We start from the raw sequence: 26,583 nt of genomic DNA on the forward strand, positions 1-26,583 counted from the left end.
TTGTGATGCTTGATACTTATTTAACGGTACAGAACCGCACGTACCGGGCTGCCTTCCGCTCCTTTGATCTTTAACGGAAGCGCAATCAGTTCGTAGACACCCGCTTCCACATCGTCTAAGACAATGCCTTCGAGAATAAAGCGCCCGTTTCGGTTCATGGCCATATGCATCGGCAATTCCTTGCTTGTTTCAGCATCTACCGATGGAACATCTACGCCAAGAAGCCGGATTCCCTTTTCTGCCATCCACTCCGCTATACGCGGATCGAACAGCGGCCAAAAATCCGGAAATTGCGTCCGGTCTTTCCATGTATCCGATTTTAATAGGAGAGTGGTGACACCTTCTTCGAGCACCGGCAAATCTTCCGGCGTGATTTTTTCCAATCCCCGGACATCTGCCACTTGAGCAGTTGATCGGTAAACATCCAAAGGCAGTTCATCTATTTTAATGCCGCGGTCATCGTAATGGAAAGGTGCATCCACATGTGTGCCGATATGGGTGCTTGTTGTGAATTGCCCGACATTCACTGAACCGCTTTCTTCTTTCGTGGTGGAAAGTTTATAGTCGAATGCTACATCTCCCGGCCACTCGGGTGTCCGGCTGCTCAAGCTCATTGTGATATCCAATATTTCCATCTTTTTCATTTACGCCACCACATTTCTTTCGTTGGAATAGTTTTTATAAAGTTCCTGTTTCATGATCTTCTCCAGCCGGGCCACCATTTCTTCGACGTCTTCGAAAGAAATATACAAGGCAACAGGCGCTAACCGGATAATGTCCGGAGCCCGAAAATCCGGAACAACCCCTTCTTCCTTCAACGCTTTGCAGATTCTTGCCGCTTCCGGATGGGCAAGCGCAATATGCCCGCCTCGTTCTTTGTCCCCTGCTGGAGTAACATTTTGAAATTCCGGCAGTTTTTCTGCAATCAATTCACGCAAGCGGCTCGTCAACTGCAGCGACCGCTTCCGAATGTTATCTATGCCCAGTTCTTCGAAAATTTCTACGCTTCCAAGCAAAGGCGCCATGCTGAAAATATTCGGCGTACCAATCTGATAAGCTCCGGCCCCTTCCGCCTTTGAGAATTCATGGTCCATATCGAATTGCTTCGCCTTGTCTGATCCGAACCAGCCGGCATTGCCCGGAAGCAAATGATGGTGCCGTTCATGGATGTAAAGTCCACCTGTGCCGCCAGGTCCTGAGTTCATGTACTTGTAATGGCACCAAACAGCGAAATCCGCCCCGATGCTGTGCAAGTCGTGCGGAAGAGCGCCAATGGAATGGGCCAAATCAAATCCGGCGAGTATCCCTTTTTCGTGTGCCGCTTTCGCAATATCCTGCATCGGCAATAATTGCCCGCTCCGGTACAGAACCGACGGCAACAACAGCACAGCCACATCTTCGGTCAATTGCTCTTCAATGTCTTCCATTTGCAGTGTATAGCCGTCCCGGCTTTTTACTTTCCTCATCGCCGTAGCCGGATCTAAGCCGCGAAGGCGCAGATGGCTTTCCACTGCATAAATATCAGACGGAAAATTCAATTCATCGACGACAATCGCAAACCGTTCTTCCGTCGGCTGAAAAACGGTCGACAGCATTTGGTGGATATTCGCTGTGATCGAACCGGTGACCATCACTTCATGCGGAAGAGCGCCGGCAAGCGGCGCAATTCTCGCGCTCAAGTTTTCCGCCAACGTGAACCAAGGGTGATTTCCTTCCGTCCAGCCTTCGATGCCGTAAACTTTCCAGCTATCCGCCAGCTCAATCAACTTCCGTTCGGAACGCTTCGACATTAATCCGAGTGAATTTCCATCCATATATAGTTGGTTTTTGCTTTGATAAAATTCCTCTTTATAAAGAGCGAATAAATCCATTTGATCTTTCTGCACAGACATCTTGCTTCCTCCTCGTTATGAAACTGCATAGGCTCCTGCACCCAGCAACGCCGTAATCAAAACGACAATCCACGGTGCCAGTTTAAAATAGACTAACATTGCAAAGGCAAATACGGCAATGGCGAAGTCTGCCGGAACCCGGATTGCTGAAGTGAAGACCGGATCATATAAAGCGGCCAGCAAGATCCCGACCACGGCTGCATTGACCCCTTTTAAAGCGGCTTGGACAGATGATTTGGTGCGGATGATGCTCCAGAACGGCAAAGTTCCGACCACCAGCAAAAACGAAGGCAAGAACATGGCAATGACGGCAAGCGCTGCTCCAAGTCCCCCTTCCATCAATTGCCCTAAATAGCCGGCTAATGTAAATAGCGGGCCCGGTACAGCTTGGGCTGCTCCGTAACCTGAAATGAACAGGTCGGCTGTCATCCAATTCGGGACGACTTCCCGCTCAAGCATGGGAAGCACGACATGCCCCCCGCCAAAGACAATCGATCCGACGCGGTAGAAAATATCAAAAATCGCATAATAACTCGATTCAATGAGTGGGCGAAGCAGCGGCAAACCGACGAGCAAACCGGCAAAAATTGTCCAAGCTGCGATTCCTGTCTTTTTGCCGAACGTCAGGACAAGTTTCACTGCTTCAGGTGCCTCTTCCTTCCGGTACACGACATAACCGACCACGCCGGCAAGCAAAATAACGCCAATTTGTGCCCAGGCTGTCGGCATCAACAAAACGGCTGCTGCAGCTGCCACCGCCAAAGCAATTCTCGGTTTATCCGGAGCCAGCGATTTCCCCATGCCAAGCAACGCATGTGCGACTACAGCAACCGCGACAATCTTCAATCCATGGATCCAGCCGCTGTCAAAAGAGCCGTTTGTCACGAGCATGGCAAAAAGGATGAGGAGAATGACTGACGGCATCGTAAAGCCGAACCAAGATAAAAACCCTCCGAATATCCCTCCCCGCAGCATTCCGATTGAAATCCCCACTTGGGAACTTGCAGGGCCGGGAAGGAATTGGCACAAAGCTACTAAATCTGCATAAGCTTTGTCATCCAGCCATTTTCTTTTCACTACATATTCTTCCCGAAAATACCCTAGATGAGCTGTCGGACCACCAAAAGAAGTGAGCCCGAGTTTTGTGGATGCTTTTAAAATTTCTCCATAAGTCGATTTTTTCATAAGCCTCTCCTTATCTAAGCTGTTTCTAAAAGCATAACGGATTACTTATATGAAAGCATATTACAACTTTGTAAAGATATTTTTCAGAATAGTTTGTTTTTTATTCCGAACTATTTTATCATTAAAATAAAGCCAAGCTTTTTAAATCAGGAGGTGAAAACTCTGCTTCTTTTTCATTTGGAGCAGAGGTGCTATTTGGACATCCCCATACAATTGGCAGCATCTGCTGTCTTAATCGCGGCCTTGGCATTTTTCTCTGCCAGTGAGTTTGCGATCGTGAAAGTCCGGATCTCCCGAATCGATCAGCTGCTTGCCGATCAGCAGCTGAAACACAAAGCCGTCAAAAGCATCATCGCCCATGCCGATAATTACCTGTTCGCCTGCCAACTTGGAATCGTCATGTGCACGCTTGGAATCGGATGGCTGAGCTATTCGATTGCCGCCCATTTCTTCCCTGCGATGATGGCGGTTTCGACGATAGCCGATGCCGGCCCAAATACGATTGTCTTTTTCATTCTCTTTGCACTCCTAGTTTTCACGCTTGTCATTGTCAGTGAACTGATTCCGAAAACATTTGCGGCAAAAAAAGCCGAAAGCATCCTACTGGCAAATGCCGGTCTTCTCATCTGGACATACCGCATCCTTTTTATTCCCATTGCCCTTTTCAAAGCTGCAGCGCGCCTGTTGTCGTCCTTATTCGGTTTCGCTCCGGCGAGCCAAAAAGAATGGTCCCATACAGAAGAAGACATCAAAACCATTTTAAGCGACAGTCTGAAAAACGGAGAAATCAATGTTTCGGAATTCGAATATGTCCATAAGATTTTTGAATTTGATGAACGCATTGCGAGAGAAATCAAAGTTCCGCGGACGGCTATGTGCACTTTGGAAAAAGATTCCACGCTTCGTGAAGTTTTCAAGACTGTCGGCGTCCAGCAATACACACGCTATCCCGTCATTGACGGCGACCGCGACCACGTTTTAGGCGTCGTCAATATGAAAAACTTAATGGCTGCTTTTATCCATGATCCCACGGTCGGCGATTTGACGGTGGAACAATTTATGAAGCCTGTGATCCAAGTAATCGAGACCATTAAAATTAATGAATTGCTCTTGAAGATCCAGCAAGAACGCATTCATTTAGCGATTCTCCAAGATGAATACGGCGGCACTTCCGGTTTGGTGACAATCGAAGACATTCTGGAAGAAATCGTCGGTGAGATCCAGGATGAATTTGATGGAGATGAAATTCCGGAAATCAGGCGGCTTGGCGATAGCCATTACCTTATTGATGCGAAAATCTTGATTGGCCATGTCAATGAGTTATTAGGCATCCGCATAGATGATGACGATATTGATACAATCGGAGGCTGGTTTATGTCGGAGAGTTTTGATACAATAAGAGGGCAAAAAATTATAGAACAGGGCTATGAGTTTTTAGCTAAAGATGTAGAAGGACACCATATCCTCTATTTGGAAGTGCAAAAAGCAGAACCCTTATAATTCGACATTCAAACGAAACGGCTCTCATTCGAGAGTCGTTTCCCTTTGTTTAGAAGACTTGGAGGCAGGAAACTTTATGGAGCTTTATACAAATTTGCGCAAAGGGGAAAAAGGCGCATGGATCAGCATCGGGGCCTACGTTTTCCTAAGTGCGATCAAGCTCTTCTTCGGGTATGTCGGCTCCTCGGAAGCTTTGACGGCGGACGGACTCAACAACTTGACGGATATTATTGCTTCACTGGCCGTACTGATCGGCCTTCGCATTTCTCAAAAACCGCCGGATGAAAACCATCATTATGGCCATTTGCGGGCAGAAACCATTGCGTCGCTGCTTGCTTCGTTCATCATGGCAGTGATTGGGCTTCAAGTATTGAGCGGAGCTGTCCGCAGCTTTTTCGAACCTGCAGCGGAAACCCCTTCCCTCTATACGGCGGGGATTGCCGTTTTCAGTGCGGTGGTCATGTATTTCGTATACCGCTATAACTTGAAACTCAGCAATGAAATCAAAAGCTCCGCTGTGCGTGCTGCGGCTTACGACAACCGGTCGGATGCCTTAGTCAGCATTGGCGCTGGCATCGGGATTGCCGGGGCTGTTCTTGGGGCGCCGATTCTGGATGTCATCACCGCTTTCATCGTCGGCATAATCATCATTAAAACGGCGCTGGACATTTTCAAAGAATCGGTGTTGACCTTGACTGACGGGTTTGACGAAGAGGAAGTGGAAACGATGTCCGTGCTTGTCCGCAAAGTTCCGGGCGTCAGTGTGCTGCGTGACTTTAAAGGCCGCAATCATGGAAATGTCATGTTCATCGATTTGACTGTCGCTGTCAATCCGGAGCTGAACGTCATTGAAAGCCATTGGATTACTGAAGAAATTGAAAGAAAAATCCAAAAAGTGAAACCGAACTGTGTCATACACGTACATATAGAACCGGACTATCAGCATCCAGAATGGACCAGTTAGGGGGATATGTACCATGTATGAGTTTGTTGACCAGAGGCGCATCGTCTACATCACGGTTGCGATCATCTTGTTTATTTCTTCGCTTATTGCGCCTACCGCCGTTTTTTATCCGATAAAAACGGTTTTTATTACGCCTGCAGCTCTCTACGTCGGCACATCGTATCTTTCTTTGATCACAGGCGGCATCGGCATCGCTTTGTTCGCATCCGGATTGATTGCCTTGGCCGTCTTTGAAAATCGCTTAAAAAGATATTTGGTCAGCGGCCTTCTTTTCGCGTTTGGAATCGTCGGCGTTGCTTTGTCGCTTGCCGATTATTATTATATGACCGAAGATGCATTCATCTACAACCCACCGCTGTCTTTCTCTGAAGCCAGCTACCTCTGGGAGGACTTTGAGAAAATAGAAGAACGGATCGGGAAAAAAGATCATACGACTTCTGTTGAATCCATTGCGCTATACGTTAAGAACGGAGATTCCATCGAAATGTCGTCAGGCAAAATTTTTGAAATGAGCGGTTCCTTGATCTATAAAATCGAGCAGGCAGGCGGTTCCTATGAACGCATTGATGCAGCTTCAGAATAGACATGCAAAAAGGCCCTTTTGAGAGGGCCTTTTTTTTTATCAATGTGCAGTTGAACGTGTGTGGTTATGTTTTTCCGGGAAGACGCTTCGATCCAAGTATTTGTGGAAGAACCATTCGCCTCCGCCGATCACAATCGCAGAAATAAGCGCTGGCGTAATAATGTTCACATCATTGCTTACAAGCGCTTCTCCCATTAACCAAATCACTAGAAACGCTACGACAATATCCGAAACCGTCGCAATTGCGTTGCGTTTGTTTTGATCAGAGCGATCGCCCGCTTTGCGGAAGATCATCAAATCGCCCATCACATAAGCAACTAATGTCAGAACCAAACTGATCCACAAAGTGTCGCCAAAAGGCACATCAAAGAATAGCGTCAAAATAATCAATAAGACCGCAGCAATCATAACAAATTTCATGGCCAATGCTTTTACATGATTCATGCTCTCCCCTCCTTCTTGGTTGTTATTGTTTCTATTCCCGCTTTTCTTCCGCTTAATCCTCTTCTCTAATTATTTCGTACTAATTCCTTATACAATATTCGTTTTTTCATGTCCGGTCAGTGCTGCCAATTCATCAACTTTCTGCTGGAGGAACTCCCGGTCTAGCGACTTCAATTCCCCTTCGTCGAGACTCTCCAAAATGTATTGCATCGTTTTCCAAATTGTCTCGTGCCGCATCTCAGGTGCTATTGATGCCGCGACAATCAGCGAATCCGCCATGGCAATAAATACGGAGACGTCTTTTTTACTGTGGTAGGCAATTTGATAAAAAGCTTTATACAGAACATCGCTATAGGCGGAGAAACGGTAAAGCAGCCGGTTATGGCCGGCTTCATCCGCCAACACCAAACCATCTGTCATCAAGTGGCCCATCTCGCCGAGGACGTGGCCGAGCCGTATCAGAATATCATTGGCCGTGTTCGGATCTTGCCTTCCCGGAGAAATTGCCCGGATAGCCACTTCGATTATTTTTTGCACCGCGTACCCCAAATCCTGCTCAGCTGTCCGTTCGTCCCCGATCAATATTTTTTCATTTACATCCACTTTGTTTGGACTATTCGAGTGGATTTTCATGATCGGCTTTCCTTCAAAGACGTAATCGCCGATTGTCACCAATACTTCAATCTCTGCCTGTCCGTTTTCAGCAATCTCTACAAGTTCTGCCAGATCGATGAATTGAACATACCCCGCTTTTTCAGCGTTCACCGTTCCTTCCAATGTTTGCGGCTTCCAATTTTCCAGCGTGGCATGCTTTTGATCGTATAAACTTTTGTAATAAGCGATGACTTTCTCAGCATCTCCGATTAATTTATTGATCAAGGTGCTGACCTGGATGTTGGTCGCGACAAAGTGGATATAATAGGCAAAAGTCGCAATGCAAAAGAAAACGATGACGATCCCGATCCATGTCGACAGCACTTCATGGCCAAACACCTCTTCCTGCATATACAGAAGTGACAGCATATTATACAAGAAGCCTCCCAGGAAGATGCCGAGTACATGGCGGGTCGTGGCGCTTCTGATGAAATTTTCAGGCGCGCGCGGAGAAAATTGGGACGTATACATGGTCAGCACGACCAGCACAGTTGAAAACGTAAATGTCGTCATCGTCAGCATCGCGGCGGTCAATATCCCCAAGATGGTCTGCCCGTCCTCCACTTTCGTCAAAAAGATGGAAGGAATGTAGTCGTCAATTTTGCCGATCACCAGCAAATCGAGATAAAATGCCCCCAATGACAGCAGAATTGCCCCAATGCTGTATAAGGCGGGCGTAATCCAAATTTTTTCTTTGAATAAATAAGAAACGGGCTTCATCCGTCATCCCAGCTTTCTATACCAAGTTAGCCCGTAGTTTCCCTTTTCAAAAAGAATACAAACCAAAAGGCCGGGAGCATGTCCCAGCCTTTTACTGTATCCGAAGAGGAATTTCTTTCACTCCACGGACAATCATGCCCGGGCGCCAGTCCAATTCCTTTTCTTCTACTGCCAATTCCAGATCCGGAAACCTGTCGAGCAGTTTCGAAATGGCAATCTCGCCTTCCAGTCTGGCAAGAGGCGCACCTAAGCAAAAATGGATGCCCATTCCGAATGCAAGATGCGGACTCTTTTCACGGCGGATATCAAAGACTTCTGGACCCAAAAACCGTTCGGGATCGTGATTGGCTGCGTTCAATGATACGACTACCAAATCACCGCGATGGAATTGCTTCCCTTGGAATTCCATGTCTTCATTTGCCCATCTTGAAGTGCTGAACTCCACAGGCCCGTTAAAGCGCAGCGATTCTTCAAGGGCTTGAGTGATCATTTCCGGATTTTCCTTCAAGAGCTGCTGCTGTTCCGGATTGGCCAATAAAGACAGGACCGTATTTCCAATCAAATTGACGGTCGTTTCATGGCCGGCGATAATCAGCAGCGATACTAAGCCGTACAATTCTTTTTCGGTCAGCCGGTCCCCTTCTTCTTCTGCAATGATAAGCTTGCTGATCAAATCTTCGCCAGGCTGTTCGCGCACGGTTGCAAACCACTGCCCTAAATATTGGACAAACTGCGTCATATGTTCGTAAACGCTGACGCCGGCTTCGCCGCTCGTCCCTTCAATCAACGAATTCGACCAGCGGCGGAATTTGTCGCGGTCTTCCGACGGCACGCCGAGAATTTCGCAGATGACGATGATCGGCAGCGGAAAAGCGAATTCGTCGATCAGGTCCACTTGATCTTTGTTCGCCATTTCTGCTAATAATTCTTCCGTGATTTCTTCGATTCTGCCGCGCATGCCGGCAATCATTTTCGGCGTAAACGCTTTTTGTGCCAATCCCCGGAGGCGTTTATGGTCAGGCGGGTCGGAAAACAGCATATTTTGGGTGAAAACGGACATTTGGTCCATGCTGCTGCCGTACAGTTTGGAGAAATCTTTGATAAAACGCGGGTCTTTTAATAACGCCGCCCCGTCTTCGTAACGGGTCACAAGCCAGCCGTGCTGCCCATCCGGAAAGCGCACTTGATGGATGGGATCCATCCTGCGGAGCTTTGAATAAACCGGGTACGGATTCCGCGTAAACTCGTGCGAGAATAAGCCGGCATTTTTTGAATGTGATGAATCCATTGATTCCCCTCCTTTTTGTTATCTATACCCATTGAGGCCAAGAAAAGACTCATCCTATTTCCTTATTTTTGAAATACAAAAGACCACTTCGAGAGTGGCCTTTTGCTGGTTTATTCTGCTTCGTCACCGTCTTGGTTTTGTTCTTCTAAATCATCATCTGTCTGGTCTTCACCTTGGGGGCCTTCGCCTTCAGGATCTTCATCTCCAGTGACAGGATCGTCTACTTCTATCGTATCGTCGTCTCCATCTCCATCACCGTCTCCGCATGCGGCAAGCATGCCGACCGAAAGAAATGCAGCCGCTCCGAGTTTTAGCCATTTTGCCTGTGCCATCCGTTTCCCTCCTCTTCCCGTATTCATTGCTTATTCTAGTGCATACCCCTTTTTGGAACAGGTTTAACAGCATCAAGAAAAATTGACAATAATAATTTTTCTGAAAAAGGGTTGACCATTTTCAGCTTATCCAGTATCTTTAGAGTAACTTGAAGAAAGAGGTGAGGCATTATGGCTATTTCATTGTTTTTTATACCGCAAATCCAATCCATAATGTCCCGCTCTGTGTATCGCTAACGATACGCTTCTTCCATTATGCCCGGGAACCATGGATTGCGATTTGCGCGCATCCATGGTTTTTCATTTTGCATAATAGGAGGAATTTACATTGAATTTAATCGAAAATTTTGGCTGGAACGATAAATGGCAAGAAAAAATAGGGGCTGTCGGAATTCCTGGCCGCGTCGTATTAGAACATAAAAATATGTACCGCGTGGTGACGGATAACGGAGAATGGCTATCCACCCTATCCGGCAAATACCGGCATGAACATTTGCATGCGGAATTCCCTGCAGTCGGCGACTGGGTAATGGTCGAACAAATGCCGGGAGAACAAAAAGGCATCATCCACAGCATCCTTCCGCGTTCTTCGCAGTTTTCCAGAAAAGCAGCCGGCGAAACATCGGACATTCAAATCATCGCGGTCAACGTGGACTATGTATTTCTCGTCATGTCCCTGAACCATGATTTCAACGTACGGCGTTTGGAACGCTATCTGCTGGCTGCTTGGGATTCCGGAGCAAATCCGGTTGTTGTCTTGACGAAAAGCGATGAATGCGAGGATCTTGCCCCTTTCATCAGTGAAGTGGAAAGCGTCGCATTCGGTGTTCCGGTCTATGCCGTTTCAAGTGTGACCGGCGCGGGAATCGACCAATTGCGGAAATTGCTCGAAAACCATAAAACGGGTGCACTTTTGGGATCTTCCGGCGTCGGCAAGTCCAGTTTGATCAATGCGTTATCCGGCCAAGCCATCATGGCAGTGCAGGGCATCCGCGAAGATGACAGCAAAGGCCGCCACACGACGACCCACCGGGAACTTGTGCGACTTCCAAGCGGCGGTTTGTTGATCGACACGCCGGGAATGCGGGAATTCCAGCTCGGCGATTACGAGGAAGGCATCGAATCCGGATTCTCGGATGTCGAAGACTTGGCGGAATTATGCCGTTTCCGCGATTGCGAACACAATAATGAGCCGGGCTGCCGCGTGCAGGAAGCCCTATCGACAGGCGAATTGAAATACGACCGCTACCGAAGCTACCTGAAGCTGAAGCGGGAACTTGCCCATATGGAGCGGAAAAGCAATTTGGCTGCCCAAAAAGCAGCCCGCAACAAATGGAAACAAATCACGAAAGACTCCCGGAAACGCCCTGTCCAAAAACGTTGAACCGAAAAAATAAAAGAAGCAACTTCCCTAAAATGGAGAAGTTGCTTCTTTTATTTGCCTGGTTCCGTCAATCCATGTTTTACTGCGTACAAGGCCGCTTGCGTCCGGTCCTGCACTTCCAGTTTCGCAAAGATATTGGAAATATGGGTTTTCACCGTCTTTTCAGTGACAAACAGGGCGGATGCGATTTCCCGATTGCTTTTTCCTTTCGTCAGTTCCGCCAGCACTTCCTGCTCACGCGGCGTCAATAAATTGATGGTGTGGGGAGCTGGCGCAACGGGCCCTTTAGCAAGCTCCGACGTCGCTTTCGGGTGCAGCGTGTTCTCCCCGCGCATTAAACTGCGAAGCGAAGCCACCAGCTCATCCGGCTCGATGTCTTTTAATTGATATCCGGCTGCCCCTGCTTCCATCGCAGGCACGACGTGGTCTCGGTCGGAAAAACTCGTCAGCATCAAGACGATCATATCCGGATACTGCTCTTTTATTTTCCGTGTTGCCTGGATGCCGTCCATTTCCGGCATCACCAAATCCATCAAGACGATGTCCGGCTGAAGCTGTCCGGCCATTTCAACCGCTTCTTTCCCGTTGACAGCTTCTCCCACCACTTCGATATCTTTTTGGGTCTTCAGAAAAAACAACAAGCCGCGCCGTACGACATGGTGATCGTCTGCTATCAATACTTTCATCGGGTTCCCCCCCTTTCTCTCTTCTAATAAGGAATTCTTACAAGAATCTCGGTTCCTCTGCCGATTTCACTTGACCAGTCCACGGTCCCGCCTTCCGCTTTGGCCCGGTCCCACATGCTCTGGACGCCGATAGACGGCAGCTGCAGCCGTTCGTCGACGATAAACCCCCGGCCCTCATCTTTGATGACCATCAAAACATCAGAAGAAGTCACCGTCAAAAACAGTTGAGCCTCACTCACGCCTGAATGCTTGCGGATATTGTTCAACGCTTCCTGGGCGATGCGGAACAAAGTCTCTTCTGTCCGGGAAGGCAATTGGATGACGCCTGTCACTTTCAGTTCCAACGTCAGCCCGAGCATTTCCCCGTAAGCTTGGATCGCTTCAAGCAAACCGCTTTCGAGCCCTTTGGGGCGGAGCTGCCAAATGAGTGCACGCATTTCATTGAGGGCTTCCTGCGTCAAATGCTGGATATCACGGAACGTGCCTTGGACATTTTCTTCTTCGGACATTTCGATGCCGCCCCGTGCGGTCAGCGTCACGGAAAACAGCAGCTGATTGACCGAGTCATGCAGGTCGCGGGCCAGCCGGTTGCGCTCTTTGACCAGCGCCATTTCCTGTTCCTGCTTCGTCAAGCCGATGCGCTTAATCGCCGAACCGATCTGAAAAGCCACGGATTCCAATAAAGCCAGTTCATCTTTGGAGAAACGGACCGTATCCGGTGCGGCAATATTCAGTAAGCCAAATTTCTCTTCTCCTGATTGCAGCGGAACCGTGGCATGATGCGTAATCCCACCATGATCCAGGGCGTTAGCGGCAATTGAATTTTCAATGCGCTGGCAAGCGATGATGTTCGACGCTTTTTCCAGGTCGCCGTCATGATACCGTTTGACGCACCAGCAGCCCCCCTTTTGCAAATGCCGGCAGTCATTCCGTTGAAGGGCTGGAGGAAGGTTTGCATGGGTCACTAATTGATGCTTGCCTTTTTCATTGATAAAAAAGATCCACGCACTTTCAAAATTCGAGCCGTTCAGCAATTTCCAGACGGCCCCGTCCAGCATTCGTTTCATATCGGTTTCTTCGTTCAATAGTTCGGCAATCTCTTTTAGCAATGTTACATTGGAATGTTCGTCCATGACCATTTTCTTCACCTCTTTGCCAATACTTTTACTTTACATGTTTTTATCGTTCGTTTACCTCGTACTTTCGAATGAAAAAGCCCCCTCAGCAAAGGGAGCTTCTAATTTAACGATTATTCAATTCGTTGACGAAGGATTCTTTGATGAATTCCATTTTTTCGTCGCTTTCCTGCTCCGTTTCAGCGGTCACACCGAAATAATATTTCACTTTCGGTTCGGTGCCGCTTGGGCGCACACAAACCCACGAGCCATCTTCCAGGAAATATTTCAAAACATTCGACTGGGGCAATTCAATTTTCTCATTGGTTCCGAGATCCGCAAAAATCCGGTTCTGCGTTTCATAGTCTTCGATTGAAACGACCAGAATGCCTGCGATGGCTTGCAATGGATTTTTGCGCAGCCCTTCAAGCAATGCACTGATTTCGCGTGCACCATCGACGCCTTTTTTCGTAATCGATACGAGCGATTCGCGGTACCAGCCAAACCGTCCGTACAATTCAACCAATACATCATGAAGGCTCTTGCCCTGTGTTTTGTAGTAAGCTGCCGCTTCGATGACGAGCAGGACCGATTGCACCGCGTCTTTATCACGGGCAAAGTCACGGATCAAATAGCCATAGCTTTCTTCGTAGCCAAAAAGGAAATCGAAAGCCGGATTTTCGTCGTTGTGCTTCAGTTTTTCACCGATGAATTTAAATCCTGTCAATACATCTTCGCAGTCTGCCCCGTAAGATTCAGCAATGACGCGGCCAAATTCAGACGTAACGATGGTTTTAAAGATGCGGCCTTTTTCCGGCATCGTGCCTTTTGCCTGTTTTTGGCTGAGGAGATACTCGATCAAAATGGCGCCGGTTTGATTGCCCGTCAATAATTCATAATGCGTACCCGTCCAGACAGCAAGCCCTACACGGTCGCCGTCCGGATCGACAGCGATCAGCACGTCCGCACCGCTCTGTTCACCGTATTTCATAGCGATTTCAAAAGCGGACCCTTCTTCCGGATTCGGCGATTTGACCGTCGGGAATTCCCCGTCCGGCTGCATTTGCTCATCCACATACACGATATCGGTATAGCCCGCCGTATCGAGCAATCGTTTAACGGTTGCCCCGGAGGCTCCATGAAGCGGAGTAAAGACCGCTTTGATCGGTGCCGCAGTGTTTTCCTGCACAGTGAGCGCATGGTCGATATAGACCTTGTCGATTTTTTCGTCGATCCGGACCAGCAATTCCGGAGCGAAGTGTTCATTTTCTATCGTTAATTCGTCTTCTACGCTGCCGACAAAACTGATGACCCGGTCTGCATCTTCCAGGTTCAATTGCGCTCCGTCTTCGCCGTACACTTTATAGCCGTTGTATTCTGGCGGGTTATGGCTTGCGGTGATCACAACGCCCATAAAGGCATTCAAATACCGGACGCTGAAGGATAATTGCGGAGTCGTCCGCGGTCCTGTGTACAGGTACGTGTGGATGCCATTTGCAGCAAATGTCCGAGCTGCTTCTTCAGCGAATTCCGGCGACATTCTTCTGCTGTCGTACGCGATAACGATGCCCCGGGTTTTTGCTTCTTCGCCACTCGCGGTTATGTAATCCGCAATGCCTTGGGATGCTTTTCTGACGGTATAGACATTCATCCGGTTCGTGCCCGGCCCGATTTCTCCGCGCATGCCTCCAGTGCCGAATGTTAAATCCTGATAGAATGCATCTTCCGCCATTTTTTCATCGTCTTTCAAGAGCGTCAAAGCTTCCCGTGTCACTTCATCCAGCCGATCATGTTCTAGCCAACGTTTGATCCGTTCCTGCCATGTCATATCCATCCCACCATTTCTATGAGTCTTTACCATTCAGTTTACCAAATAATGCAGAAAAAAACCGCTTCTTTGTGAGAAGCGGTTCAGGATCAATCTTTTTTGTATTCTACATTGTAGACGTCGTGGCGGCGGTCTTTTAATTGCTTGACCGTGCCGTTTTGGCGCTGGCGGCGCAGGATTTCAAGGTCTACGTCACCAATCAGCACCATTTCCAGGTTCGGGTTGGTTTCGCCGACGATGCCGTCGCGGGCAAATTCGAAATCGGATGGTGCGAAAATGCCGGACTGGGCATACTGGATGTCCATGTTTTCCGTTTGCGGCAGGTTGCCGACTGTTCCTGAAATAACCGTGTAGATCTGGTTTTCCACAGCACGGGCCTGTGCACAGTAGCGCACCCGCAAGTAACCTTGGCGGTCTTCTGTACAGAATGGCGTAAAGATGATATTTGCCCCCATATCGGTTGCAATGCGGGCAAGTTCCGGGAATTCGATGTCGTAGCAGATCTGGATTGCGATCTTCCCGCAATCCGTATCAAAAACGCGCACGGAATCTCCAGCAGAAATCCCCCACCATTTGCGTTCGTTCGGTGTGATGTGGATCTTGTATTGTTTATCGATTGAGCCATCGCGGCGGAATAAATACGCAATGTTGTAAATCTCATCATCTTCTTCTTTCACAAAATGCGAACCGCCGATGATGTTGACATTGTAGCGCACTGCAAGGTCTGTAAACAATTCAATATACTGAGGCGTATATTCCGTCAATTTCCGGACAGCCTGGCTCGGAGACGGCTCGTTTAGGAAAGACATCAATTGCGTCGTGAAAATTTCAGGGAAGACGACGAAATCCGAGTGGGCATCGGACGCGACATCGACAAAATATTCGACTTGGCTCGCCAAATCATCGAAGGATTCGATTGCGCGCATCAAATATTGAACGACGCAAATGCGCACCGGCAGACTTGTTTTGAAATGGCGCTTCGAAATCGGCTTGTAATCGACGTTATTCCATTCCATCAATGTTGCATATTTTCCGGATGCGACATCATCCTGCAAATAATTTGGGTTGATGCGCATTAATTGGAAGCCATTCATCAATTGGAACGTCAGAACCGGATCGTAGATTTTATGGCGCGATACCGCATCCACGTATTCTCTCGGCGACATTTCGTCCGCATGTTTATGGTAGTTCGGAATCCGTCCGCCGAGAATGATCGACTTCAGGTTCAATTCGCGCGCCAATTCTTTTCTTGCTTCATAGAGGCGCTGGCCGACTTGCATGCGCCGGTAATCCGGATGGACCATCACTTCAATGCCGTACATATTGTAGCCGTCCGGATTGTGGTTCGTGATGTAGCCGCCGTCGGTTACATCGTCCCACGTATGGCGGTCATCGTATTCATCAAAATTTATTAAGAGGCTGGAACAAGAACCAATGACTTTGCCATCGAGTTCTGCCACCAATTGCCCTTGTGGGAAAACCCCTAAATGGCTTCGTAGTTGCTCTTCTTTCCATGGATCCATTCCAGGAAAACAGAGGCGCTGCATTTCCAAAATAGCGCTAATATCTGAATAGGCCATTTCCCGGATGATCATGCTTTTTTCAAAATGAGATAAATCGAATTGTTCTGGCACTGCAGCCACTCCTTCACAAAAGTTTCAAACTTTATTATATAGGAACGCCGTCCAGGTTGATATTATTTTACTTGCTGCGCCAGAACATTTATAATTTCAAGGATGTTACTATAAGAAATGAGGGACTTTCGTGACGAAACGTCAAGATAACATTTTGCTCTCTATGTGGGTTGTAGCCCTCATCGCTACTGCCGGCTCCCTTTATTTTTCTGAAATTAGAGGCTATACGCCATGTACGCTGTGCTGGATCCAACGCATTTTCATGTATCCGCTGGTCCTCGTCATCGGCATTGCCTATGTCCAGAAAAATGTCCGGATTGCCGTCACCACACTGGTATTTTCAGTTATTGGAGGATGCATCTCGCTTTACCACTATGGGCTGCAAAAATTGGATTTTCTATCTGATTCCGCCCCTTCTTGCGGACAAGTTCCATGTACGGGACAATATATCAACTGGCTTGGATTTATCACCATTCCGTTTTTAGCATTGACTGCATTTATCTTACTTGCCGGAATGAGCATGTACTTACTGAAAACCTTGAAGGAGGAAGCATGAAGTGAATACGAAAACAAAGAAAAGCGGCGTTTCAAAACTAATATGGATTGCTGCAGCCGTAGTTGTCATTTTCGGACTGATTATTTTCCTGACCAACCAGTCCAATAAAAGCAAATTAGCTGACAATCCGTACGACAAAGAAGACTTGAACCAGGCAACGATCGATCAATTGGACGACGAGAACTATCAAAATATTGCGTTGCCGGATGAAGTCGATAAGCAAATCAAAAGCGGCGAGCCGACAACGGTTTATTTCTTTAGCCCGCTCTGCCAGCATTGCCAAGTAACGACGCCGATCTTGATGCCGACGGCAGAAGATATGGATGTCGAAGTTCTGCAATACAACATTTTGGAATATGAACAAGGTTGGCAAGATTATTTCATCGAAGCAACGCCTACACTTGTCCATTATGAAGACGGCAAAGAAGTGGCGCGTTGGGTTGGGGAACAGCCGAAAGAAAACATCGAAGAATTCTTTAATCAAGTCGTTTTAAAATAATATGCATGGAGGGTCATGTGCAGTGCGCATGGCCCTTTCATATGGAGGAATCATGATGGCGTGGAGCTATACGATACAAGACGACGGCATGACCGTCGAAGAATTATTGAGAAAAGAATGGGGCCTCGGCAAAAAAGTGGTCCACGAAATGCGCATGGCGAAAAGCGTGAAGAACGATAAATTCCAAGAAGTGATCTGGAAAGAGCCGCTCGCTAAAGGCACTGTTTTGCAGTTTGAATTGCCGCCGGCTGCGTCCCCTTACGAGCCAAAACATGATGTGGAATTGCCAATTCTTTTTGAAGACGACCATTTTATCGTGGCGCGCAAACCAAAAGGCATGGCGACGCATCCAAATGAAGTCGGCCAAACGGATACGTTCATCAATGCCATTCTCGGCCATATTATCCGCAATGGCGGAACTTACGGGGAGCATGTCCACCGCCTCGACCAAGGAACTTCCGGCCTGTTGATGGTCGCCAAGCACCCGGTGGCAAAAAACGTGCTCGACCGCATGCTTGAACAAAAACAGCTTGTCCGCGATTACGAAGCAGTAGTAAAAGGCAAAGTCCACAACAAATCCGGGACGATCGATTTCCCGCTTGGCAAAGACCGCCATCACCCGACCCGCCGCCGCGTCTCACCGACCGGGCAAAGCGCTGTGACGCATTATAAACTGCTGAAGCAAATGGAAGGGAAATCGCTGCTGCACCTGACTTTGGAAACTGGCCGTACGCATCAGATCCGTGCACACTTGTCGCATATCGGGCACCCGATCATCGGTGATGAAATGTACGACGGGCCGGCGACTCAAGACGGCGCCTATCACCTCCATGCTTTCCGCATGTCATTTATCCATCCTTTCACCCATGAAAGGATTGTCGTGGAAGATACTGCACGATAAAAAAACCGCCAATTGGCGGTTTTTTTTATAAGCTGATTTTATCCGGATGCGTGCCTGAACGCCAATCCTGGTTCAAGCCGTCGATCATTTTCATTTCTTCTTCCGACAAGGAGAAATCATAGACATCCGCATTTTCAAGAATGCGGGACGGTGTTACCGATTTCGGAATGACGATGAGATCGCTTTGCAAATGCCAGCGGATCACCACTTGGGCAATCGATTTTCCGTGGGCTTCCCCAATTTTAGCAAGCAAGGGATCTTCCAGCAGTCTACCTCGTGCAAGCGGCGACCAGGAAGTGACCGCGACGTCGTGCGCTGCACAGAACTCACGGAGCGGTTCTTGCGTAAGCTGCGGATGAAGTTCAATCTGGTTGACCATCGGCTTGGTATTCGCTGTAGCGAAAATCTTCTCCAGGTGGTGGATCTGGTGATTGGATACTCCGATCGACCGCACCAATTTTTCATCGTACAAACGCTGGATTGCCCGGTAAGTCTCAACAAACGTGTCCGGAATCGCCCAATGCGTCAAATACAAATCCAAATAATCAAAGCCGAGGCGCTCAAGCGATGCTTCAAAAGCCCGGAGCGTATTGTCATATCCTTGGTCGGTGTTCCAAACTTTCGAAGTGATGAACAATTCATCGCGTTTTACACCGGAAGCCCGTACCGCTTCCCCGACTTCCCGTTCGTTTTCATAAACCGTCGCCGTATCAATCGCGGGATATTCCGCATTAATCGCAGCTTCCATCGCTTTGAGCGCCTCATCCGGCTCTTTCATTTTGTAGACCCCGAGTCCAAAGCGCGGCATTTCAACGCCATTATGTAAGGTTTTTGTTGATTGAATCGTTAATTCCATGTTAATCATCCTTTCTCTCTTTCATTGTACAAATAACTTCCACTTATTTCGACTATTACGATTTCTTTAAAAGGGTTGCTTTTCCTATTAATAACGAATATTATAGTGAATGTTGTTTAAATCGTTCGTGTTTGAAAGGAAGTTTTTCAATGTTTCACTTAAAAGAAAATGGGACGACTGCCAAAACAGAAATTCTCGCGGGAATGACCACTTTTTTGACCATGGCCTATATCGTCATTGTCAACCCGGTCATCTTAAGCGCGGCAGGCGTGCCTTTTGACCAAGTATTTTTAGCCACCATCATTGCGGCTGTAATCGGCACCTTGTGGATGGCGTTAATGGCCAACTATCCGATTGCCATCGCTCCCGGCATGGGGTTGAATGCCTATTTCACTTCTATGGTTCTGGGTTCAGACGGGGCCATTGATTACCTCACCGCTTTCAGCTCGGTATTTGTAGCCGGCCTGCTTTTTGTGATCTTGTCATTGACGCCTTTGCGTAAAGTGCTGATCCAAGCGATTCCTGAAAACCTGAAGTATGCCATCACAGCCGGCATCGGATTGTTCATCGCTTTTATCGGCATGCGCATGAGCGGACTCATTGTCGCCAATGATGCGAACCTCGTGGGCCTTGGAGATTTGACTTCCGCCCCTGTCATCTTAACTTTAGTGGGATTATTCATCACCTTGATCTTCATGTCTTTGAATATCCATGGCGGCATTTTCTTCGGAATGATCACTACTGGAGTCATTGCCTTTTTTACCGGCCAACTGAAATTTGAAGGCAATCTTTTGCAGCTGCCTTCTCTTCCGGATGGCATCATCATTTGGAATCCAATTGAAGCTTTTCAAATGGTTATCGATTTCGGCTTGTACGGCGTCGTCTTCTCCTTCCTTCTCGTTACGTTGTTTGATACGACCGGCACCATGGTCGGTGTCGCAAAACAGGCAGGTTTGATGAAGAACAACGACATGCCGCGCATGAGACAAGCCTTGCTTGCCGACTCCATCGCCGGTACAGCCGGCGCCATGGTCGGAACCAGTCCGACGACCGCTTTTGTCGAATCTTCATCTGGGGTCGCTGCTGGCGGCCGCACCGGCTTAACGACGCTGACGGTAGCCATCTTGTTTATCGCAGCCGCCTTCTTCAGCCCGCTTGTCGGAGCCTTGTCGAACGTTGCTGCCATCACAGCGCCCGCATTGATTATCGTCGGAAGTTTGATGATTGGCGCTGTAAAAAATATTGAATGGGAAAAATTCGACGAAGCCTTCCCTGCCTTCCTGATTGTCCTGGCGATGCCTTTGACTTCCAGCATTGCAACCGGGATTGCGCTCGGCTTTATCTCGTATCCGCTGATGAAAATCTTTAGAGGAAAATGGAAAACGGTGCACCCGATCCTTTATGTATTCGCTGTCCTGTTTGCCATTCAACTTTTTGTTGCACCCCATTGAAAAAACCGCCTGAAAGGGCGGTTTTTAATGTGTAGAAAAAGATAAAATGGAAAAGATTCGTTCAGAAATCCGATATTCTCCAAGGCGTCTTCGCTGTTTTACTCTATACCGATTGTAAGTGTTCCAGCATCGGTGCGGTTCCGGACAGGGTGAAGCAATAAGACGAGTGGTCTTCTCGGCTTATTGAGGGAACTCTGTCCATAGCGCCGCAGTGCGGAATTCAGAAGTAAATGCTCGAATCCAACTAATTTCCCGATAAGCTGTAAAAAAAACCGCCCAAAAAGGGCGGTTTTTTCATCGCTTAAATTCTCGCGGTGCGGTTTGAAACAGCTGCACTGATCAGCAAGACGATGGCGCTAAGCAAGTGCATTGCCCAGCCGAGAATGGGAATCCATGAAATGAGACTTGTGATGATGCCGAGAATCGAACCGGCTTTTGGCGAATACTCACGGAAACAGAAGAATAGCGTAATGGCATGCAGGACGAACATGACGCCTAGAACACCATATCCTGTGCTGACGACAACAGAGCCGCCGATAATCGGAATGGCCAGGAACGCTTCCGCGAGTCCGGTAATCCAAAGCAATGCAACTGATATTTTCATTCTCATTAGTAAATCATCCCTTCTATTATTGCCTTTCTTTATATACGGTTGGCAGAGCGATAAGTTTCACATTCACGAACCAAAACAGTCAGTTCCGGACAAAACTTCTCCATATTTGGCTGGAGAGTTATATTTCATTTTTCCCGCCTTTACGCTATACTAAACAAAGATGCAAATTTTAAGGAGGTCATGACTTATGAACTTAATCCTTATTCTAGGTATTTGTGTCACGTTCTTGACTGCAATTTTCACTGCAGGCTACGATGACAAACCAGGTACTCCAGAAGACAAATTATGAAAAAGGAGCTGTTTCGCTTAGGCGGAACAGCTCCTTTTTTTATTTCAATCCTGGGTAGTTCTGCTGGCGCAATGCTTCGTACATCAAAATCGCTGCTGTGTTCGACAGATTCAGCGACCGGATGTTTTCATTCATCGGAATCCGCAGGCAGCGGTCAAGGTTGGCGTCGATCAGTTCTCTCGGCAAGCCTTTCGTTTCCTGTCCGAAGACGAAGAAATGGTCTTTTTCAATATCCGAGAAATCGAAAGTCGTATAGGTCTTCGTCCCGAATTTCGTAATGTAATAAAATTCGCCTTCTGAATAGCGGTCGAATAATTCCTGCAGCGAATCGTGGTAATGGATATCCACATGCTCCCAGTAATCGAGCCCCGCCCGTTTCAGCATTTTATCGTCTGTCGAAAAACCTAATGGGCGTATTAAGTGCAATTTCACTCCGGTGCCTGCACATGAACGTGCGATATTTCCTGTGTTTGCTGGGATCAGCGGTTGATATAAAACAATGTGAATAGCCAATTTCTGTCACTTATCCTTTCAATTCTTCGGCGTAGAACGCCAATCCTTTTTGAATTTCTTCTGCCACTTCTGAATCCTGTTCATCGAGCTGGGCCTGTTTCAATGCTTCAAGCCCCGATTCTGTGCCGATCTTCCCGATCGCCCATGCAGCCGTTCCGCGAATTACCGGACGTTCATCGCTTTTCAGCAGCTCAATCAACGCAGGCACAGCCGATTCTTCTTTAAAATGGGCCAATGCAAGGATCGCATTCCGCTGTATCGGCTTTTTGCCGCGCCATGATCCGGAGACATAGCCGAATTTCGCTTTGAATTCTTTATTGGAAATGGTCAATAAAGGCTCCAGCAGCGGCTTGGCGATTTCCGGATCCGGCTCGAACTCCGCATGGAGCTGATTGGCTTTTCGTTTATTCTTCGGGCAGACGGTTTGACACGTATCACAGCCGTACAGACGGTTGCCGATCACGCCCCGGAACTCATCCGGCAGGAACCCTTTTGTCTGGGTTAAAAACGAAATGCAGCGCGTTGCATTCAACTGCCCGCCTTCAACAATGGCTCCGGTCGGGCAGACATCGATGCACAATCGGCAGTCGCCGCATTGATCTTCCATCGGCTCGTCAAAACGGAACGGAATGTTCGTGATCATTTCCCCTAAATAGACATAAGAGCCGAATTCCGGCGTGATGATCGACGTGTTTTTCGCGCTCCAGCCAATGCCGGCACGCTCTGCCACGGCCCGGTCCGAAAGCTCGCCCGTATCCACCATCGAACGCATTCGGGCTTCCGGGTAATGCGCGGCAATGAACGCCTCCAGCAAAACTAGGCGCTCCCTTAACGCTGCATGGTAATCTTTTCCCCAGGAAGACCGCGAAAAGATCCCGCGGCGGGCGCCTTTGACGCCTTGAGGGGCATCTTTCATTTTTGACGGATACGCAATCGCGATGGCGATGATGCTCACCGCTTCGTCCAACAGCAAATCCGGGCGAACCCGCTTTTCAATGTCCGGCTCTTCAAAGCCGGATTGAAACTTCAATTGCTGCTGGCGGATCAGCCGATGCTTCAAATTATAAAAAGGCTCTGCCGAAGCAAAACCGATTTTATCAATTCCGATCTCCGAGGCATACGCAACAAGCTCTTCTTGAAATTGATCGAGATTCATGCTGTAACCCCTCAATTCTATTCTATGATACTATAATGATGAATGACTATTATGTGAAAGGAAGATTGCCATGAAAGCTTCCATTGACCCTCATATCAAAGAAATTCTCCCTGATTTTAAAATAGGCATCATTCATTATAACAATATCACCGTTTCTGATTCACCTCAAATGTTAAAAGGCCGACTTCAGCTTTTCCAGGAGCAACTGTATTTCGACTTGGATGAAAAAGAACTGACGGATTTTCCGGGATTAATGGAATGGAAATTGGCTTGGAAAGCATTAGGCGCAGACCCGAACCGGTACCGCCATTCCGCAGAAGCGCTGTTTCGCCGGATTAAAAAGCAAAATTACTTGAAGCCTGTCCATTCGGGCGTCGACATGAACAACTTCCTGTCCCTGCAGTATGAAATTCCGCTTGGCCTTTACGATGAAGACAAAATCGAAGGCGATGTGGAAATTGCCCTAGGCACCGAACAAGACCAGTATGAAGGCATCAACAACCGCTTGAACACATTAACGAATATCATCGTCGCCAAAGACAACAGCGGCGCGTTTGGAAGCCCGTACGTCGATTCCCTCCGGACCGCTGTCACGGAAGAAACGAAAAATGCCCTTCACATCTTTTATTTGCGTCCATCCATGGACCGGGATACAGCGCTTGAACTGTTGACAGCCGCTTCGAACATGTTTACCGGCATCAACGGCGGCGATGCTGAATTTTATATTCTCTAATCTGGAATTTGCCGCGCCTCCCTTCCGAGTGCTAGGCAGATTCTTTTTCTTTCCTCAAAAAATGCAGTAAACTCGGGGTAGTTCGAATTCGAGAGTTTCGCTAACTTCTTAGAAATTCACTAATTTCCAATAAATGAGGGATCGCCAGTGAAAAAAGTCCACAGTGATATTGTTCAATTTCGCGGCAGCCATTATGATTTCGGTTATAAACAAGGCGAGTTGTTGAGAGATTCCTTTATCCTTCCCAACCGCAAAAAACAATGGGGCTCTAAAAACAAGAATTTCCTCATAGATGAAACACAGGCAAAAGAAACGCTGCTTGCATTTGCTCCGAGAATTTGGGAGGAAATCAACGGATTGGCTGATGCATTAGAGTGGAATATGCAGGACGCCATCCGTGATTTCGGCGGCTATTATTTGGAATATACGCGAAGCGGCTGTTCCATTTTTACGAGCAGCGCCTACATGGTCCGCAATTACGATAGCTCTCCGGAAGGCTACGAGGGGCGGTTCGCACTCTATCAGCCGACAGACGGCGGCTATGCAACAATTGGCCCTACGATGCAAATCACCGGCCGGACCGATGGCTTGAATGAAAAAGGGCTTGTGATGGGCTATAACTTCATCAATCGCCGCAATTCCGAAGATGGTTTTATTTGCAATATGATCGGCCGGCTTGTGTTGGAGAATTGTGCAACCGTTGAAGAAGCGATCGACTTGCTGGAAGAAATTCCGCATCGCCGTTCTTTCAGCTATGTGCTGCTCGACCGCACCGGAAAATCGGTCGTCGTCGAAGCGTCTCCCCGCTCAGTCGTTGCGCGCACGTCAAACGTGTCCACCAACCATTTTGAATTGCTGACGGAAGAGAACCGCTACCAGATGAAAGATTCGGTTCGCCGAGAAGAAACCATCCGTACCCATTTGAACGAAACAACAGATGCCTACAGTGCTTTTCGAAGACTCAACGACTTGGATCAAGGCGTCTTTTCGGAAAAATACAGCACCGCTTCCGGAACGCTGCATACCGCCTTTTACTTCCCGGAAAGTTTGGAAGTCGGTTTTGCCCTCGGTCCGAATCGCTTGCCGCTCATGTTTGATTTTGATAAATGGCTGCAAGGAGAACGGTTGCTCGCGAAACGCATCAACGGAAAAATCGATACAAAACTGCCGTTTCCGCATATGGCGGAAATGTAAAAAAGCGTCCTGGATGGGACGCTTTTTTGCTTTAAACAAATTGTTTATCAAGGTGGGCAAATCCAATCTCTGTATCGATTTCTCCATACATTTGGGTTTCAGCGAGATCTTCTCCCGCCAGCCATTTTTTGAAATCAAAAATTTCAGGTTCCCGGTTGCCGCCCAGCGCAAACCATGCCTTCAATTCTTTTGGCAAATAGGCAGACGTGTGGATGGTTCCTGCCCAACTTTTATACAGCTTCGAGAACACGCCTTTATCCATATCGTTGAAGAGACGAAAGGCTAAATAGGCGTCTTTTGTTGCAGCCGGTTCTTGCCGGATCGCAGCCAACCGTTCATGCGAATCATTTAAGTAGTTCCGGTTTTCATGCTGCTGGATTTCAAAATGATTGGTGCAGGCCCCGTCTTTCCTTACATTGACAGCTCTTGGGCTCGCTTCAATAATTGATGATTCCCCGCTTACGTCCTGTACTACATAGCTGAAAGAACCACGATGGGGAATTTCTTTTAAAAGCGCTATCGCCTCTTCTACCGTCGAACAGGTCTCCAGCAGGATCCTGCCGATCATGTAGCACACAAACCCGTCTCCCGGCTGTTTCCGGTGCGTGAAATTATACCCCATGGCAAAACCCTTCTCATTCATCCCATCCATGCGCCCGATAATGCGGGACGAAGGGCCAATAAACGCATAGCCTTGGTCATCCGGTTGAAACAGCAGAAAACGCCCTTCATAAGTCTGCGGATGAAAGTCGTAATTCCGGACGAGAAAATCATTCCCGGTCACAATTGAGCAGCCGGATGGCATTGCGTCTATCCGGTACCCGCCAAAATCCCTTAATACTTCTTCGATGGGCAGTTCCAAACTTTCCTGCAGCCCCAGCAGTTCTTCCCAAATGCCCGGAGCAAATTGAAGAAACGCATTTTTTGTCTCATTTACCCCGATTTCAAAGCGTGGCCGTTTCGCTTTCCACTGCTTTCTGCGATTCTCCAATGTAATGGAATTCTTTAACCGTTCTCCCTGCATCTTTCCAAATTCATAATGGCTGCCTCGAAATTGCAAAATGTCGCTATGGATCTGTTTCATCGGCTCCTCCTTCTGCTTTTGAAAACATTTTCTCCCATTATTATATCAAGCAATTATTAGATAAAGACAGGAATTGCCTTCTTTTCTTCTTACTAAAGAAACCTTAAAGGCGGATATGCCTCTAATTCTTCATTTAAAGCACCTTAAAGCTTTAATAATACTTTACCGGAATAATTCTTCCTCCAGAAGCGAAATAACGTCATCGCAAGTTCTATCACGTTTCAACCATCTCTCTTTCTACTTCCGTAAAAAAGCACAAAAAAACACTCCCTGCTTAAAGCAAGAAGTGTTTCGCATCCGCTGAGCGGAACAAAATATACCGGCGGTCGGGGTCGAACCGACACTCCCGTGAAGGAACGGGATTTTGAGTCCCGCGCGTCTGCCAATTCCGCCACGCCGGCTTAATCGAATTGGACAAGATTTATCTTAACATAGCTTTTATTGAATGCACAAGTACTTTTTTGCATTTGTTTTTCCGATTCCAAATAAAAAGAAGGCCTCCTCAAATTTGGAAGGCCTTCTTTTTATT

26 protein-coding genes and 1 tRNA gene are annotated in these 26,583 nt (G+C 47.7%); 10 read left to right on the forward strand and 17 right to left on the reverse strand.

Translation table 11 applies throughout. From position 1 onward, the window contains the following. Nucleotides 1-20 precede the first annotated feature (20 nt). From BN1080_RS11990 to chrA, 3 genes are read right to left on the reverse strand one after another with little or no spacing between them, the layout of a single operon-like run. A complete protein-coding gene (locus BN1080_RS11990; protein ID WP_324607159.1) occupies nt 21-644 on the reverse strand; it encodes a cyclase family protein in 624 nt (207 codons plus the stop codon). Further along, nucleotides 645-1,892: a kynureninase gene (gene kynU, locus BN1080_RS11995; protein WP_052652313.1), complete on the reverse strand. Its 1,248-nt coding sequence runs from the start codon at nt 1,890-1,892 to the stop codon at nt 645-647. Between the two features lie 15 nt (nt 1,893-1,907). Continuing rightward, the gene (gene chrA / locus BN1080_RS12000; protein ID WP_052652316.1) at nt 1,908-3,077 is read right to left on the reverse strand and encodes a chromate efflux transporter; all 1,170 of its coding nucleotides are present in this window, start codon (nt 3,075-3,077) and stop codon (nt 1,908-1,910) included. 195 nt (nt 3,078-3,272) lie between these two features. Between chrA and BN1080_RS12005 the strand changes: the two genes are divergently transcribed. The 3 genes from BN1080_RS12005 to BN1080_RS12015 all read left to right on the forward strand — a co-directional run bounded on the left by BN1080_RS12005 (nt 3,273) and on the right by BN1080_RS12015 (nt 6,124). Continuing rightward, nucleotides 3,273-4,577, forward strand: coding sequence for a hemolysin family protein (locus BN1080_RS12005; RefSeq protein WP_234398961.1), 1,305 nt, complete (start codon nt 3,273-3,275; stop codon nt 4,575-4,577). A 76-nt stretch (nt 4,578-4,653) separates the two neighbouring features. Then, a complete protein-coding gene (locus BN1080_RS12010; protein ID WP_052652319.1) occupies nt 4,654-5,541 on the forward strand; it encodes a cation diffusion facilitator family transporter in 888 nt (295 codons plus the stop codon). Nucleotides 5,542-5,554: 13 nt separating this feature from the next. Beyond that, complete coding sequence (locus BN1080_RS12015) at nt 5,555-6,124, forward strand: hypothetical protein (protein WP_052652320.1); 570 nt, start codon at nt 5,555-5,557, stop codon at nt 6,122-6,124. Nucleotides 6,125-6,163: 39 nt separating this feature from the next. On the opposite strand, the gene BN1080_RS12020 is transcribed toward BN1080_RS12015, so the two are convergent. From BN1080_RS12020 to BN1080_RS12035, 4 genes are all read right to left on the reverse strand, one after another. After that, nucleotides 6,164-6,568: a YndM family protein gene (locus BN1080_RS12020; protein WP_052652321.1), complete on the reverse strand. Its 405-nt coding sequence runs from the start codon at nt 6,566-6,568 to the stop codon at nt 6,164-6,166. Between the two features lie 87 nt (nt 6,569-6,655). After that, on the reverse strand, nt 6,656-7,942 hold the full coding sequence (locus tag BN1080_RS12025; RefSeq protein ID WP_052652323.1) for a DUF2254 domain-containing protein: 1,287 nt from the start codon (nt 7,940-7,942) through the stop codon (nt 6,656-6,658). A gap of 91 nt (nt 7,943-8,033) precedes the next feature. Then, a complete protein-coding gene (locus BN1080_RS12030) occupies nt 8,034-9,230 on the reverse strand; it encodes a cytochrome P450 family protein (RefSeq protein ID WP_052652325.1) in 1,197 nt (398 codons plus the stop codon). A gap of 110 nt (nt 9,231-9,340) precedes the next feature. Beyond that, complete coding sequence (locus BN1080_RS12035; RefSeq protein WP_052652326.1) at nt 9,341-9,562, reverse strand: hypothetical protein; 222 nt, start codon at nt 9,560-9,562, stop codon at nt 9,341-9,343. Between the two features lie 328 nt (nt 9,563-9,890). Between BN1080_RS12035 and rsgA the strand changes: the two genes are divergently transcribed. Then, nucleotides 9,891-10,946: a ribosome small subunit-dependent GTPase A gene (gene rsgA, locus BN1080_RS12040; RefSeq protein WP_052652328.1), complete on the forward strand. Its 1,056-nt coding sequence runs from the start codon at nt 9,891-9,893 to the stop codon at nt 10,944-10,946. A gap of 50 nt (nt 10,947-10,996) precedes the next feature. Here the strand turns inward: rsgA and BN1080_RS12045 are convergent, their stop codons facing one another. The 4 genes from BN1080_RS12045 to BN1080_RS12060 form a co-directional block, all read right to left on the reverse strand. Continuing rightward, nucleotides 10,997-11,632, reverse strand: a complete 636-nt coding sequence (locus tag BN1080_RS12045) for a response regulator (RefSeq protein ID WP_052652330.1) — start codon at nt 11,630-11,632, stop codon at nt 10,997-10,999. 23 nt (nt 11,633-11,655) lie between these two features. Next, on the reverse strand, nt 11,656-12,771 hold the full coding sequence (locus tag BN1080_RS12050; protein ID WP_052652332.1) for a GAF domain-containing sensor histidine kinase: 1,116 nt from the start codon (nt 12,769-12,771) through the stop codon (nt 11,656-11,658). 103 nt (nt 12,772-12,874) lie between these two features. Further along, nucleotides 12,875-14,575: a phospho-sugar mutase gene (locus tag BN1080_RS12055; protein ID WP_052652334.1), complete on the reverse strand. Its 1,701-nt coding sequence runs from the start codon at nt 14,573-14,575 to the stop codon at nt 12,875-12,877. 89 nt (nt 14,576-14,664) lie between these two features. Continuing rightward, nucleotides 14,665-16,209 (reverse strand): carbon-nitrogen hydrolase family protein, encoded by a 1,545-nt coding sequence (locus BN1080_RS12060; protein ID WP_052652336.1) that lies wholly within the window; start codon nt 16,207-16,209, stop codon nt 14,665-14,667. 130 nt (nt 16,210-16,339) lie between these two features. Here BN1080_RS12060 and BN1080_RS12065 point away from each other — a divergent pair, with 130 nt between their 5' ends. Genes BN1080_RS12065 through BN1080_RS12075 form a run of 3 tightly spaced genes read left to right on the forward strand, consistent with a single transcriptional unit; the run spans nt 16,340 to nt 18,165 of the window. Continuing rightward, nucleotides 16,340-16,765 (forward strand): disulfide formation protein C, encoded by a 426-nt coding sequence (locus tag BN1080_RS12065; RefSeq protein ID WP_052652338.1) that lies wholly within the window; start codon nt 16,340-16,342, stop codon nt 16,763-16,765. A 1-nt stretch (nt 16,766) separates the two neighbouring features. After that, a complete protein-coding gene (locus tag BN1080_RS12070) occupies nt 16,767-17,264 on the forward strand; it encodes a thioredoxin family protein (RefSeq protein WP_052652340.1) in 498 nt (165 codons plus the stop codon). A gap of 55 nt (nt 17,265-17,319) precedes the next feature. Beyond that, a complete protein-coding gene (locus BN1080_RS12075; protein WP_052652342.1) occupies nt 17,320-18,165 on the forward strand; it encodes an RluA family pseudouridine synthase in 846 nt (281 codons plus the stop codon). Between the two features lie 25 nt (nt 18,166-18,190). Here BN1080_RS12075 and BN1080_RS12080 read toward each other — a convergent pair whose 3' ends face one another. Next, on the reverse strand, nt 18,191-19,021 hold the full coding sequence (locus BN1080_RS12080; protein WP_052654590.1) for an aldo/keto reductase: 831 nt from the start codon (nt 19,019-19,021) through the stop codon (nt 18,191-18,193). 149 nt (nt 19,022-19,170) lie between these two features. On the opposite strand from BN1080_RS12080, the gene BN1080_RS12085 reads away from it, so the two are divergent. After that, nucleotides 19,171-20,472 (forward strand): NCS2 family permease, encoded by a 1,302-nt coding sequence (locus BN1080_RS12085; RefSeq protein ID WP_052652344.1) that lies wholly within the window; start codon nt 19,171-19,173, stop codon nt 20,470-20,472. Nucleotides 20,473-20,773: 301 nt separating this feature from the next. Here the strand turns inward: BN1080_RS12085 and BN1080_RS12090 are convergent, their stop codons facing one another. The 3 genes from BN1080_RS12090 to queG form a co-directional block, all read right to left on the reverse strand. Then, nucleotides 20,774-21,082, reverse strand: a complete 309-nt coding sequence (locus tag BN1080_RS12090) for a hypothetical protein (RefSeq protein ID WP_110925634.1) — start codon at nt 21,080-21,082, stop codon at nt 20,774-20,776. 331 nt (nt 21,083-21,413) lie between these two features. Continuing rightward, the gene (trmL, locus tag BN1080_RS12095) at nt 21,414-21,887 is read right to left on the reverse strand and encodes a tRNA (uridine(34)/cytosine(34)/5-carboxymethylaminomethyluridine(34)-2'-O)-methyltransferase TrmL (RefSeq protein ID WP_052652346.1); all 474 of its coding nucleotides are present in this window, start codon (nt 21,885-21,887) and stop codon (nt 21,414-21,416) included. Between the two features lie 10 nt (nt 21,888-21,897). Continuing rightward, a complete protein-coding gene (gene queG / locus BN1080_RS12100) occupies nt 21,898-23,043 on the reverse strand; it encodes a tRNA epoxyqueuosine(34) reductase QueG (RefSeq protein ID WP_052652349.1) in 1,146 nt (381 codons plus the stop codon). A gap of 70 nt (nt 23,044-23,113) precedes the next feature. Here queG and BN1080_RS12105 point away from each other — a divergent pair, with 70 nt between their 5' ends. After that, on the forward strand, nt 23,114-23,776 hold the full coding sequence (locus BN1080_RS12105; RefSeq protein ID WP_052652351.1) for a B3/B4 domain-containing protein: 663 nt from the start codon (nt 23,114-23,116) through the stop codon (nt 23,774-23,776). A gap of 147 nt (nt 23,777-23,923) precedes the next feature. Further along, complete coding sequence (locus tag BN1080_RS12110) at nt 23,924-24,970, forward strand: C45 family autoproteolytic acyltransferase/hydrolase (protein ID WP_052652352.1); 1,047 nt, start codon at nt 23,924-23,926, stop codon at nt 24,968-24,970. A 31-nt stretch (nt 24,971-25,001) separates the two neighbouring features. Here BN1080_RS12110 and BN1080_RS12115 read toward each other — a convergent pair whose 3' ends face one another. Beyond that, on the reverse strand, nt 25,002-26,054 hold the full coding sequence (locus tag BN1080_RS12115; protein WP_052652354.1) for a C45 family autoproteolytic acyltransferase/hydrolase: 1,053 nt from the start codon (nt 26,052-26,054) through the stop codon (nt 25,002-25,004). 317 nt (nt 26,055-26,371) lie between these two features. Continuing rightward, nucleotides 26,372-26,455, reverse strand: a tRNA-Leu gene (locus BN1080_RS12120). Nucleotides 26,456-26,583: the final 128 nt, after the last annotated feature.

Origin of the sequence: Planococcus massiliensis (assembly GCF_000821325.1) — a bacterium.
GTDB lineage: Bacteria > Bacillota > Bacilli > Bacillales_A > Planococcaceae > Planococcus > Planococcus ruber.